This is a genomic window from Polaribacter sp. Hel1_85 (assembly GCF_000766795.1).
Taxonomy (GTDB): Bacteria; Bacteroidota; Bacteroidia; order Flavobacteriales; family Flavobacteriaceae; genus Polaribacter.
The window spans coordinates 101,263-114,353 of record NZ_JPDS01000003.1 but is presented as its reverse complement, the minus strand read 5'-3'; the positions used below and the strand labels follow the sequence as shown (position 1 = coordinate 114,353).

Below are 13,091 nucleotides of genomic sequence, written 5' to 3'. Positions count from 1 at the left end.
ACGGATAATTATTTTAAACTATCGTTAGTTGTAGGAATTGTATTTTCAACTGGAGCTGTAGTTTCAACACCCTCTAAAGTATTTTTTAACTGAAAGTTGTCGTCTCCACTTCTTGGAATTGCAAAATTTGCTAATAAAATTAAAGCAAACATAGCAATAGCTAAAGTCCAAGTTGTTCTGTCTAAAAAATTGTTAGTGTTTTGCACACCACCTAAAGATTGTGCTCCTCCACCTCCAAAAGAAGAAGATAATCCTCCACCTTTAGGATTTTGTACCATCACTATTAAGATTAATGCAATGGCTACAATCAAAATTAGAATTAAAAATGCTGTGTAACTCATGATTTATTTTTTTGTAAAATTTGTATTCTTTTAATTTGGTCTGCAAAGAAACCACTTTTTTCTGGATATTTCAAACTTAAAATTCGATAAGCTTGTATAGCGTTTTCATACTTTTTCTGCTCTAAATAAACCTTTGCCAAAGTTTCGGTCATTAAAGAAGAGTCTTGTTGATTTTTTGCAACAGGCACAGCAATTATTTTATCTTTTGCTAAAGGTTTAATTTTAGGATTATTTTCGATAAACTTATCGATCAAAGCTTCCTTTTTTAAAGGATTCTTAACTGTTTTTTCTTCTTTTCTAACAATAGGTTTTCTGGTTGATAGCTGCAACCACTCACCAAAAGAATGACTTTCTGAAGATGAAAATGAAATAGGTTTTCCTATCTCTAATTCTTCTTTAACTTCTTGGATAATTTTAGTTTCAATAACTTTTTCTACTACATCCATTGTTTTTTCTGAAGGAATTTCAATAGCTTTAATAGGTTTTTCAATTAATTTCTCTTCAGAAATTTTTTCAGAGATCTGTTGATGGATATCTTCTTTCTGGTAATTGAAATCGTTTGTAGTTATATAATTGAATAAAACGGTTCTGTCTGTTGTGTAAGAAGCAGTTATTTTTAATTCATTATTGTATTTAAAGCTATCTTGATTTTTTAATCCTTTTAAATATAAAGATCTAGCTGCTTGAAAATAAGGAAATTCTTCAACGATAGATTTTAACTCAGCAGTTTCTAATTGCTGAATATTTTGTTTCTTTTCTAATATGTCTATAAATTTTGAAACTACCATTTTGCTACAGAAGCATTAAATATGTCTTGTGTAATTCTCTCCATAATTTCATCTAAAGCAGCTTCTAAAACACCTCCAGTAAGTTGAGCATCCGCAGCAAAATCAGAGTAAAATGAAAACTGTTTTTCAAAATCATCTTTTTCTATTAACTTATTTACAAAACGAACATTTACAGTAATTGTAAGTCTATTTTGTGCAGCAGTTTGGTTTGAAGTTGCACTCATTGGTGTAACTCTGTATCCAGTTATTTCTCCACTAAAATATAAGTCTCCGTTAGATTTTACTGAGGTTAAATTAGTTTGTCTTGTGAATAGATCTAACAAATCATTTGTAAAACGTTGACTTAAAGTTGGCTCAACTAATGGTGCCTGATTTGGAAAAAAATCTACTTGTAATGTTTTTGCATCTCCAGTACTTCCTCCTGTAAAAGAATAAGCTCCACAAGAAACAAGAACTAATGTAGTTATTGAAAATAAGATAATGAATTGAATTTTCTTCATAAATTACAAATCGTATTGTTTAATTTTTCTGTATAAAGTTCTTTCTGAAATTCCGAGTTCTTTAGCGGCTAATTTACGTTTATTACTGTTTTTTTCTAAAGACTTTTTAATCATTTCAATTTCTTTGTCTTGTAAAGATAAAGATTCATCCTCCTCAATAGTCTCAATAAAATCATAATCTTTTTCTGCTGATGAATTTTGAGGAATATTTAAGACTTCTACATTATTGTCTTGAACCTCTTTGTCTCCGTAAATTTTTTCAATTAATTGATTATGTTCTTCCTGAACTTCTTCAATATTTCCTTTCTTCATTAAATCTAGTGTCAACTTCTTTAAATCGTTGATGTCATTACGCATATCAAATAATATTTTATACATAATATCACGTTCTGTAGAAAAATCATTTTCCTTTTTACCACCAATTACAGCAGGTAAATTACCATTGTTGTTCGGTAAATATTGTTGTAATTTTGTAGCAGAAACAATTCTATCTTCTTCAATAACTGAAATTTGTTCTGCTAAATTTTTTAACTGACGAATGTTTCCTGGAAAACGGTAATTCATTAAAAGACTTACAGCATTTTCATCTAAACGAATAGAGGGCATTCTGTATTTTTGAGCAAAATCTGAAGCAAATTTTCTAAACAATAAATGTATGTCTTCTTTGCGTTCTCTTAATGCTGGTAAGTTAATTTCTACAGTACTTAATCTATAATATAAATCTTCTCTAAATTTTTCTTTTTGAATTGCAGCTTGCATATTTACGTTGGTTGCAGCTACAATTCTAACATCGGTTTTTTGTGTTTTTGAAGAACCAACTTTTATGAACTCTCCATTTTCTAAAACACGTAACAAACGCACTTGAGTAGTTAAAGGTAATTCGCCAACTTCATCTAAGAAGATGGTTCCTCCATCTGCAACCTCAAAGTATCCTTTTCTGTCTTGTGTTGCACCTGTAAAAGAACCTTTTTCGTGCCCAAATAATTCACTATCTATAGTTCCTTCTGGAATTGCACCACAGTTTACAGCAATATATTTTGCGTGTTTTCTGTGAGATAAAGAATGTATAATTTTAGGAATACTTTCTTTACCAACCCCACTTTCTCCAGTAACTAAAACAGAAATATCTGTAGGAGCAACTCTTACTGCTTTTTCTAAAGCTCTGTTTAAATGAATATCGTTTCCGATAATTCCAAAACGTTGTTTTAATGCTTGTAAGTTTTCCATTTTTTTCAGTTGCAAAGTTAATTATTGTTGCTTTTTTAAATTATTTTAGAAAGGCAATTAATTCTTTTAATGCTATGTTTTATATAAATATGTTTAGCCCTGATTGAAGCGACATCCTTTTTTTATTTTTCTTAAAAAAAGATATAGCGTAAAGCAGGAAATAGCTTCTAATTATTATCAGAATACCCAACAGCAGTTCCTTTTAAAGTTGCTGAAGTACAATCTTCTACTTTTACATTTACAAAATCTCCTAATTTATAATGTTTTTTAGGAAAAACAATTACAGTATTTTGTGTGTTTCTTCCTTTCCATTCATTAGGGTTTTTCTTAGAAGTTCCTTCAATTAAAACTTCTTCGGTTTTACCTAAATGTTGTTGCGTTCTGTATAAAGCGTGTTTTTGTTGTAAATCTATAACTTCTTGTAATCTTCTTTTTTTAACTGCGTGAGGAATATCATCATCCATTTTCTTTCCAGCTAATGTTCCTGGTCTTTCGGAATATGCAAACATAAAACCGAAATCGTATTTTACATATTCCATTAATGCTAAAGTGTCTTGGTGATCTTGTTCTGTTTCTCCACAAAAACCAACAATCATGTCTTGACTTAAAGACATTTCTGGAATAATTTTAAAAATATTATCAACCAACTCCATGTATTCTTCACGAGTATGTTGTCTGTTCATAGCATTTAACATTGCATTGCTTCCACTTTGTACTGGTAAGTGAATGTATTTACAAATGTTTTTGTGTTTTGCCATGGTATGAATTACATCTAAACTCATATCTTGTGGGTTAGATGTAGAAAATCTGAAACGTGTTTTTGGGAATTTTGTAGCACACATGTCTAAGAGTTGAGAAAAATCTACAGCTGTAGCTTGCGCCATTTCTGTTGCTTTTTTGAAATCTTTTTTCAAACCACCACCAAACCAAAGAAAACTATCTACATTTTGTCCTAAAAGCGTAATTTCTTTAAAATCTTTATCAACCATAGATTGAATTTCTTCTAAAATACTTTTTGGATCTCTACTTCTTTCACGTCCACGTGTAAAAGGAACCACACAAAAAGTACACATATTGTCACAACCTCTAGTAATAGAAACAAAAGCAGAAACTCCGTTAGAATTTAAACGAACAGGAGAAATATCTCCATAGGTTTCTTCTTTAGATAAAATTACGTTTACAGCATCTCTACCTTCATAAACTTCTTCTAATAAATTTGGTAAATCTTTGTATGCATCTGGACCAACAACTAAGTCTACTATTTTTTCTTCTTCTAAAAACTTCTCCTTTAAACGTTCAGCCATACAGCCTAAAACGCCTACTTTCATTTTTTTATTAGATTCTTTTTTTACTCTATTATATTTCTGTAATCTTTTACGAACCGATGTTTCTGCTTTCTCTCTAATTGAGCAGGTATTTACCAATACTAAATCTGCTTCTTCAAGAACTTGAGTTGTATTATAACCTTCTTTGTCTAAAATAGCAGCGACAATCTCACTATCATTCATATTCATCTGACAGCCATAGCTTTCAATGAATAGTTTTTTAGTGTTATCTTTTTTATTTTCAGTTACAAGTGCTTTTCCTTGTATTTTATCGTCTATGATTTTTTCTACGTGTTCCATCTATCAATTTATCATTTGAAGGTGTGCAAAGATACAACCAAATTTGAATTTTTGTGACAAATTGGCAGAAAAAATAATTTAGTAATTCTAATAATTTTTTGTTGAAAATTGACGAAATAATTTTTTTTTACAAAAAACTGTCTACTTTTGCAAATGAAAATAATACGTTTTTAGAGCGTTTTTAGTGATTAAAGAAAGATAAATGGCAAAGAATTTAGTAATTGTAGAGTCACCAGCAAAAGCAAAAACCATCGAAAAATTTCTTGGAAAAGATTTTCAAGTAGAATCTAGTTATGGTCATATTGCAGACTTACCATCCAAAGAGTTAGGAATAGATGTAGAAGGAGATTTTAGTCCAAAATATATAATTTCTGATGATAAAAAACCAGTCGTAAAAAAGCTTAAAGCTTTAGCGAAAAAAGCTGAAACAGTTTGGTTAGCAAGTGATGAGGATCGAGAAGGAGAAGCTATTGCTTGGCATTTAAAAGAGCAACTAAATTTAATAGACAAGCATACAAAGCGTATCGTTTTTCACGAAATTACAAAGAAAGCCATTTTAAAAGCAGTCGAAAATCCTAGAGATATCGACTATAATATGGTAAACGCACAACAAGCTCGTAGAGTTTTAGATAGACTTGTTGGTTATGAATTATCGCCAGTTTTATGGAGAAAAGTAAAAGGTGGTTTGTCTGCAGGGAGAGTGCAATCTGTTGCTGTAAGATTAATTGTTGAGAAAGAAAGAAGTATTCACGATTTTAAATCTGAAACACATTATAAAGTAGTTGCAGAATTTTCTAATAACGAAGGAAAAACTTTTAAAGCTTCAATACCTAAGAATTTCGATTCTAAAAAAGCGGCAGAAAGTTTTTTAAATTCTTGTGCAAATGCCGATTTTTCTATTGCTGATTTAACTAAAAAGCCAGCAAAAAAATCGCCAGCGGCACCATTTACAACTTCTACGTTACAACAAGAAGCTTCTAGGAAATTAGGTTTTCCGGTAGCAAAAACAATGCAAGTTGCACAACGTTTGTATGAAGCAGGTTTAATAACATATATGAGAACAGATAGTGTAAACTTATCTGTAGATGCAAGAAATGCAGCTGAAGAAGAAATTACAAATTATTACGGAAAAGAGTATAGTAAACAACGTGTTTTTAAGTCGAAAGCAAAAGGAGCTCAAGAAGCCCATGAAGCCATTAGACCTACAAATATGAAAGCACATTCTATTTCATCTGAATATGATCAAAATAGATTGTATGATTTAATTTGGAAAAGAACATTGGCTTCTCAAATGAGTGATGCTCAGTTGGAAAGAACAAATATGAAAATTGAGAATTCTGAAAACTCAAAAATTTTCACTGCCAATGGAGAAATGATAAAGTTTGATGGATTTTTAAAGGTGTATTTAGAAGGAAATGACAATGAAGATGAAGAACAAGCAGGAATGTTACCAATATTAAAAGTTGGTGAACATTTAGACTATACTTTTATTAACGCAACACAAAGATTTACAAGTCCGCCTTATCGTTTTACAGAAGCTTCTTTGGTAAAACAATTAGAAGAATTAGGTATTGGTAGACCCTCTACATATGCGCCAACAATTTCTACAGTACAAAGAAGAGGTTATGTAGAAAAAGGCCAAAATGAAGGTGTAGAAAGAGCTTACGAACAGATGATTTTGTCTGGAGGAATTGTAAAAAGTCAATCTTTGACTGAAAAAACAGGTACAGATAAAAATAAATTAATTCCTACTGATATTGGAAATATTGTTAACGACTTTTTAGTAGCGAATTTCTCTAATATTTTAGATTTTGGGTTTACAGCTAAAGTAGAAAACTCTTTTGATGATATTTCTCATGGTGATGAAGATTGGATAGAAATGATTAAAGGTTTTTATAACAAATTTCATGATACCGTAGAAGACGTAAAAGAAAATGCTGATAGAGAAAGTGGAGAGCGTATTTTAGGAAAACATCCAGAATCAGGAAAAACAGTTTTAGTTCGTTTGGGTAAATTTGGACCAATTGCGCAAATTGGAGCTCCAGAAGATGAAGAAAAAGTATTTGCAAGCTTAAATAAAGATCAACATTTAGGTACAATTACCATGGAAGAAGCATTAGAATTATTCTTGCTTCCAAAAACTTTAGGAACATATAAAGGTGAAGAAGTAATTGTTTCTAATGGACGCTTTGGACCATATATTCGTTTTGGGAAAATGTTTGTATCTCTTGATAGGGGAGAAAACCCTATGGAAGTTGATTTGCCTAGAGCAGAAGAATTAATTGTTGCAAAACAAAAAGCAGATGCACCAATTTATCATTACGAAGAATTACCAGTACAAAAGGGTGTTGGACGTTTTGGACCCTTTATAAAGTGGAATAATATGTTTATCAACGTAAATAAAAAATACGATTTTGATAACCTTTCTGATGACGATATTGTTGAATTAATTGAAGTTAAAAAACAAAAGGAAATAGATAAAGTTATTCATAATTGGGAAGATGTTGGTATTCGTGTGGAGAAAGCACGATGGGGACGTTTTAATGTTTTAAAAGGAAAAATTAAAATTGAGTTACCAAAAACAACAGAAATAGAAAAATTATCTAAAGCCGAAGCTGTTAAAATGATTGAGGCTAAAACACCAAAGAAAAAAGTTGCAAAGAAAAAAGCAGTAAAGAAAAAAACTCCTGCCAAAAAAACAACGAAAAAGAAGTAGGGATTTGTTATATTGCATTCCTATTAAAAAAAATTAATGAACCAAGATTTCTTAACCCCTGTAAAAGAATCGGTTGTAGCGTATTTATCGTTGCAGTCCAATTTATGTTTAGGGAAAACTTTTAAAATTCATACACAAGAAGAAGGTTTTCCTGATTTAGAAAACGTTCAAATAGCAATTTTAGGAGTTCAAGAAGATAGAAATTCAGAAAATAATTTTGGTTGTGGAGAAGATTTACATTTTATCCGAAGAAAGTTATATGGATTATTTCCTGGAAATTGGAATACTCAAATAGCTGATTTAGGAAATGTATTAAAAGGAAATTCAGTTACAGATACTTATTTTGCTGTTTCAGAAATTATAACAGGTTTACTTAAAAAAAATATTATTCCTATCATTATTGGTGGTGGTCAAGATATTACTTACGTAAATTATAGAGCATATGATTCTCTAGAACAAACAGTTAATATCGCTACTGTAGACAGTCGTTTTGATTTAGGTAATTTAGATGATGAATTAACCTCACAGTCTTACTTAAGTAAAATAATTATGCAAGAACCTAACAACTTGTTTAATTATAGTAATGTTGGTTATCAAACGTATTTTAATTCGCAAGAAGAAATTCAGTTATTAGATAGTTTGTTTTTTGATGCTCATCGATTAGGAAAAGCAAAAGAACTAGAAAATATTGAGCCAGTTTTTAGAAACGCAGATATTGTTTCTATAGATTTAGGTTCTGTAAGACAAAGTGAAGCTCCAGCAAATAATAATGCTTCTCCAAATGGGTTTTATGGAGAAGAAATTTGCGCTATTTCTAGGTATGCAGGTTTAAGTGATAAAGTATCTTCTTTTGGAATTTATGAGTATAATTCTATGCTTGATAACAATCATCAAACAGCACATTTAATAGCACAAATGATTTGGTATTTTATTGAGGGAGTAAATTTTAGAGTAAAAGATTATCCGTTTTCAGGAAAGGAAAATTATCAAAAATTTACAGTTTTATTAGAGGATGATGATCCTTTAACATTTTATAAAAGTAATAAATCTGGTAGATGGTGGATAGAGATAAAAATTTTATCAGATAATAAATACAAAAGACATGCGTTAATACCATGTACTTATAGTGACTACACAGATGCTACAAAGCAAATTATTCCAGAAAAATGGTATAAAGCAATGAGTAAATTGGTGTAATAAATATATATATTGAAATAACATAACGTTAAAATGCAATTTGAGTATTGTTTTTTAGCAAAAAAAATAATAGGTTTACGGACTTTTTAGTAAAGACATTTTATAATATGAAGAAAGCAGCAATATTTGCACTTTTAATAGCGGTTTTTTACAGTTGTGGCTCTAATGATAGAGGAGAATTGGTAGGGGTGAAGTCTAAGAAAAAATGGTTTTCAGAAAAACCATTTGGAACAGCTTTAATTCCTGGAGGTTCTTTTACTATGGGTAAGCAAGATCAAGATATAATTGGTACTATGAATGCTCCAACTAAAACGGTAACTGTTAGACCATATTATATGGATGAAACTGAGGTTACAAACAATGAATATAAAGAGTTTGTGTTGTGGGTAAAAGATTCTATTGTAAGAACTAGGTTAGGTTATCAACAAGAATTTGCAGCAATGTTAGGTTCTAATCCAGATGGAACACCTTTATCTGGAGGAATTCATGATTATGCTTTTGCAGTGCCAGATACAACAGATGCTAGTGCGTATCAAAAATATATGTATGATAACTATTATAGTTTAGGAGATGGTATAGATTCTATAAAGCCATTGAATAAAGAAACTGATATTATATGGAATAAAGAAGAATACCCAGATGTAGATTATGTAGAAGTAATGGATTCTTTATATATACCCAGAGAAGAAGCTGTTGATGGAGTTAGAACATTTAACACTAAATACTTAAAGTATAGATATACTTGGTTTGATAGAGATAACGCAGCAAGAAAAGGTGGTAATAGAAAAGATTTTGTTAAAACAGAAGTATTAAATATTTATCCAGATACAACAGTTTGGGTAAAAGATTTTAACTATTCTTATAATGACCCAATGCATCAAGATTATTTTAATCACCAATCTTATGGAGATTATCCTGTAGTTGGTGTAACTTGGGGACAAGCAAATGCTTTTTGTAATTGGAGAACTAAAAAGAAAAATGATTATTTAAAAGGTAGAAAAAATGCAACTTCTGTTCCAGATTTTAGATTACCAACAGAAGCAGAATGGGAATATGCAGCAAGAGGTGGTTTAGAATTCGCAACTTATCCTTGGGGTACTGGAGGTACTACTAGTGATAGAGGTTGTTTCTTAGCAAACTTTAAACCAGTTAGAGGTAATTATGCAGTTGATGGTGCTTTGTATACAATGGAAGCAAAATCTTTTAATGCGAATGATTATGGTTTGTATAATATGGCAGGTAACGTTTCAGAATGGACAAACACTGCCTATAACTTATCTTCTTATCAAATGGCTTCTACGATGAACCCGAATGTTGAGGATAGAAAAAATAAAAGAAAAATTATACGTGGAGGTTCGTGGAAAGATGTAGCATACTTTTTAGAAGTTGGTTCTAGAGATTATGAATATGCAGATACAGCAAGAAGTTACATTGGTTTTAGAACTGTACAAAACTATATTGGTACAGCAAATAAGTAAACAATAACATTAACAACAAAAAATTAAACCCCTAAATAAAAATATAAAAAAAATTATGGCACAATCAAGAACTTATAAGAAGACAATGAATTTCGTTTACGGAATGGGAGCAGCAGTTGTTATTATTGGAGCGTTATTCAAAATTCAGCATTTTTCTATAGGACCGTTAACTGGTGGAATAATGTTAACGATTGGATTAGTAGTAGAAGCAATAGTATTTGCAATTTCGGCATTTGATACTCCTGAAGATGATTTTGATTGGTCTAAAGTTTATCCTGAATTAGGAGAAGACGGTTTTACTGTTGAAAAAGATGAAGTTGGAGCACAAGGTTTATTATCTCAGAAATTAGATGTTTTATTACAAGAAGCTAATATTGATGCTGGTTTAATGGAAAGTTTAGGAACAAGCATGAAGAATTTTCAAGGAGCTGCAGAAGGTTTATCTGCTGCATCAGAATCTATTTCATCAACAAATAAATATAATGAGCAAGTTTCTATGGCAGCTGCACAAATGGAAACTTTAAATAACTTGTATAAAGTACAAGTAGAAAATACTACAAAGCAATCAGAATTAAATGGTGCTGTAGTAGAAAATACAGAAAAATTAAAAGAACAAATGGAGTCTTTAGCACAAAACTTATCTTCTTTAAACGGAGTTTATGGTGGTATGCTTTCTGCAATGTCTAAATAATAATTAGTTTAACTAATATAAATTTAACTTAAAAAACTAATTATAATGGCAGGAGGAAAAATGTCCGCAAGACAGAAAATGATAAACCTAATGTATCTGGTATTTATTGCAATGTTAGCATTAAATATGAGTAAAGAGGTTTTATCTGCTTTTGGTTTTATGAATGAAAAGTTAGCTGAAAACAACGTTTCAACAACAACAAAAAACAAAGAAGCGTATGCTAATTTAGCAACAAAGGCTTCAGAGCAAGCAGCAAAATTTGGTGAACTTAATAAACAAGCTATACAAATTAAAGGATACTCAACAGACTTTTATTCTTATTTAGAGGATTTAAAAGGTAAAATGACAGCAGATGTCGAAGATAAGGAAGACTATGAATCTATGGATAAAACAGCTTTTTTAGATGAATACTTCTTTAAAGGTGATAAATATACGACTGAAGGTCAAGAGTTTTTGGATAAAATTAATGCTTATAGAACAAATGTAGTTTCAGTTTTGGGTAGTGATAATAAGTTTATTAGTGCGATTGAAAAACGTTTTAATACAAATCCAGTTGTTTCCAAAAAGAAAGATGCTCCAAAAAAACCTAGACCTTGGTTAGATTATAGATATAAAGGATTTCCTTTAATTGCTTCTTTAACAAATTTAACGCAAATGCAGGCTGATATTAAAAATACAGAAGCAGATATTGTTGCAGATTTATTGGGTGGTAAATTAGAAGAAGCATTATCATTAGATAATTATAAAGGAATTGTAGCTTTAGATAAAAACGCGTATTTCGCTGGTGAAAAAGTTACAGGTAAAATTGTTTTAGGGCGTTATGATGCTACAATGGTTCCAGATAAAGTTACTTTAAATAGAAGACCTTATACTAATATTAAAGATGGACAAGTAATTATTGATATGCCAGCAGGGAATGTTGGGAATCATGATATTAAAGGACAGATAACATTTACACAAGATGGAGAACCAGTTAATGTAGATTTTGAAAGTTCTTATTCTGTGATACCAGAACCTAGTAATGCAGTAGTTTCTGCAGATAAAATGAATGTGGTCTATAGAGGATTAAATAACCCTATTTCAGTTTCTTTACCTGGTGTTAGTGATAATAACTTAAGAGTTTCTGCAACTGGTGGGAGTTTATCAGGTAGTAGAGGTAAATATGTACTTAAACCAAGTGCAGGTAATACTGCAGTTATTAATGTAAGCGCTAAATTAAGTAGTGGTAAAACAGTAAATTCTAAAGCTACTTTTAGAATTAAAGATATACCAGCTGCTATGGGATCTGTTAGAGGTCAATATGGAACTGTAAGAATGCCAAAATCAGGGTTGCCTAATGCACCAATTGCAGCAGGTTTACCAGATTTTGAATTCGATTTAAAAATTAAAGTTCAGAGTTTTAAAATTAAAGTACCAGGACAATTGACAATTATTGTAAACGGATCTAAATTAAATGCCGCTGCAAAACAAAAATTGTCTAAAGCAAAAAGGGGAGATATCATTAATATTTATGGTATTAAAGCTACTGCTAATGGGTATAATCTTAAAAAAGTATTACCAGTTAATATAGAATTAACAAACTAGAAGTTAAAAAATAAAATATGTTTAAAAATTGTTTAATATTATTTTTCGCTTTGATGATAAGTGGTTCAATAAATGCGCAAGCAAATTTATTGAATGCAAAAAAAGTTGATCAAATAGGAAAGAAAAACGAGCAACAAATAGCAGCAGATAATGATGCTCCTATTCCTTATGGATATGTAGATGATAGAGATGTATTATGGTCTAAAGTAGTTTGGGAGTTTATAGATTTAAATCAAAAAATAAATTTACCTTATTATTTTCCTATCGATACAACAAATATTTCTTCAGATAGAAGATCTTTATTTGACACATTGATTAAAGGAATTAAACAAGGTAAAATTCAAGAAGCATATTCAGATTCTTTTTTTACATCAAAAATTACTCAGAACGAAATTGATTCTAGGTTAACTAGTGTTAGAGAAGAAAACGGATATAGCGATACCATTAGGTTGCAAACACAAGATGTAGAAGGATACATGATTAAAGGAATGTGGTATTTTGATAAACGTCAAGGTGAATTAAAATATAGATTGTTGGCATTAGCTCCAATGGGTAAAGATGTGCAAACTTTAGGTGTTCAAGATATTGAAGACGAAGAGTTATACGAATTATTTTGGGTTTTCTTTCCTTCAACAAGAGATGTTTTGCATGATGCAAAAGTATTTAACCCTAAAAACGTAGCACATCCGATTTCTTTTGATCACATGTTAAACGCACGAAGATTTAGCAGTACAATTGTTAGAGAAGAAAATATCTATGGAAATAGAGCTATTTCAGATTATGTAAGAGGTAATTCTTTATTCCAATTACTAGAAGCTAATAAGATTAAAGAAGGTATTAGAAACAGAGAAATGGATATGTGGAATTATTAAAGTTCTTCAATTTAAAATATAAAAAAACGTTCCAATTTTGGAACGTTTTTTGTTTTAAAAGAACTATTTTTA

General features: G+C 30.4%; 11 protein-coding genes. 6 read left to right on the top strand and 5 right to left on the bottom strand.

From position 1 onward, the window contains the following. Positions 1–8: 8 nt before the first annotated feature. The 5 genes from secG to miaB form a co-directional block, all read right to left on the bottom strand. Positions 9–341: a preprotein translocase subunit SecG gene (gene secG / locus PHEL85_RS14210; protein ID WP_036826687.1), complete on the bottom strand. Its 333-nt coding sequence runs from the start codon at positions 339–341 to the stop codon at positions 9–11. Further along, positions 338–1,129 carry a hypothetical protein gene (locus PHEL85_RS14205; RefSeq protein WP_036826684.1) on the bottom strand — a complete coding sequence of 264 codons (792 nt, stop codon included), beginning with the start codon at positions 1,127–1,129 and terminating at the stop codon, positions 338–340. Before PHEL85_RS14205 ends, secG begins: the two co-directional genes overlap by 4 nt. Beyond that, positions 1,123–1,629: an LptE family protein gene (locus tag PHEL85_RS14200; protein WP_036826680.1), complete on the bottom strand. Its 507-nt coding sequence runs from the start codon at positions 1,627–1,629 to the stop codon at positions 1,123–1,125. Before PHEL85_RS14200 ends, PHEL85_RS14205 begins: the two co-directional genes overlap by 7 nt. Positions 1,630–1,632: 3 nt before the next feature. Further along, positions 1,633–2,856 carry a sigma-54 interaction domain-containing protein gene (locus tag PHEL85_RS14195; RefSeq protein WP_036826678.1) on the bottom strand — a complete coding sequence of 408 codons (1,224 nt, stop codon included), beginning with the start codon at positions 2,854–2,856 and terminating at the stop codon, positions 1,633–1,635. Positions 2,857–3,023: 167 nt separating this feature from the next. Next, complete coding sequence (miaB, locus tag PHEL85_RS14190; protein ID WP_036826676.1) at positions 3,024–4,481, bottom strand: tRNA (N6-isopentenyl adenosine(37)-C2)-methylthiotransferase MiaB; 1,458 nt, start codon at positions 4,479–4,481, stop codon at positions 3,024–3,026. A 202-nt stretch (positions 4,482–4,683) separates the two neighbouring features. On the opposite strand from miaB, the gene topA reads away from it, so the two are divergent. From topA to gldN, 6 genes are all read left to right on the top strand, one after another. Continuing rightward, positions 4,684–7,197 (top strand): type I DNA topoisomerase, encoded by a 2,514-nt coding sequence (gene topA / locus PHEL85_RS14185; RefSeq protein ID WP_036826674.1) that lies wholly within the window; start codon positions 4,684–4,686, stop codon positions 7,195–7,197. Between the two features lie 36 nt (positions 7,198–7,233). Further along, positions 7,234–8,394, top strand: coding sequence for a formimidoylglutamase (locus PHEL85_RS14180; RefSeq protein ID WP_036826672.1), 1,161 nt, complete (start codon positions 7,234–7,236; stop codon positions 8,392–8,394). A 107-nt stretch (positions 8,395–8,501) separates the two neighbouring features. Further along, positions 8,502–9,872: a gliding motility lipoprotein GldK gene (gene gldK / locus PHEL85_RS14175; protein ID WP_036826669.1), complete on the top strand. Its 1,371-nt coding sequence runs from the start codon at positions 8,502–8,504 to the stop codon at positions 9,870–9,872. 55 nt (positions 9,873–9,927) lie between these two features. Continuing rightward, positions 9,928–10,563 carry a gliding motility protein GldL gene (gene gldL, locus PHEL85_RS14170; RefSeq protein WP_036826666.1) on the top strand — a complete coding sequence of 212 codons (636 nt, stop codon included), beginning with the start codon at positions 9,928–9,930 and terminating at the stop codon, positions 10,561–10,563. Positions 10,564–10,608: 45 nt separating this feature from the next. Continuing rightward, entirely contained in the window at positions 10,609–12,147 is a 1,539-nt protein-coding gene (gldM, locus tag PHEL85_RS14165; RefSeq protein ID WP_036826664.1) for a gliding motility protein GldM, read from the top strand. 17 nt (positions 12,148–12,164) lie between these two features. Further along, entirely contained in the window at positions 12,165–13,019 is an 855-nt protein-coding gene (gene gldN, locus PHEL85_RS14160) for a gliding motility protein GldN (protein ID WP_036826662.1), read from the top strand. Positions 13,020–13,091 lie beyond the last annotated feature (72 nt).

Coding starts and splice junctions, on each gene's coding strand:
- PHEL85_RS14195 (WP_036826678.1), bottom strand. CDS start 2,856: ATGGAAAACTTACAAGCATTAAAACAACGTTTTGGAATTATCGGAAAC.
- secG (WP_036826687.1), bottom strand. CDS start 341: ATGAGTTACACAGCATTTTTAATTCTAATTTTGATTGTAGCCATTGCA.
- gldN (WP_036826662.1), top strand. CDS start 12,165: ATGTTTAAAAATTGTTTAATATTATTTTTCGCTTTGATGATAAGTGGT.
- topA (WP_036826674.1), top strand. CDS start 4,684: ATGGCAAAGAATTTAGTAATTGTAGAGTCACCAGCAAAAGCAAAAACC.
- gldM (WP_036826664.1), top strand. CDS start 10,609: ATGGCAGGAGGAAAAATGTCCGCAAGACAGAAAATGATAAACCTAATG.
- gldL (WP_036826666.1), top strand. CDS start 9,928: ATGGCACAATCAAGAACTTATAAGAAGACAATGAATTTCGTTTACGGA.
- PHEL85_RS14200 (WP_036826680.1), bottom strand. CDS start 1,629: ATGAAGAAAATTCAATTCATTATCTTATTTTCAATAACTACATTAGTT.
- gldK (WP_036826669.1), top strand. CDS start 8,502: ATGAAGAAAGCAGCAATATTTGCACTTTTAATAGCGGTTTTTTACAGT.
- PHEL85_RS14205 (WP_036826684.1), bottom strand. CDS start 1,129: ATGGTAGTTTCAAAATTTATAGACATATTAGAAAAGAAACAAAATATT.
- PHEL85_RS14180 (WP_036826672.1), top strand. CDS start 7,234: ATGAACCAAGATTTCTTAACCCCTGTAAAAGAATCGGTTGTAGCGTAT.
- miaB (WP_036826676.1), bottom strand. CDS start 4,481: ATGGAACACGTAGAAAAAATCATAGACGATAAAATACAAGGAAAAGCA.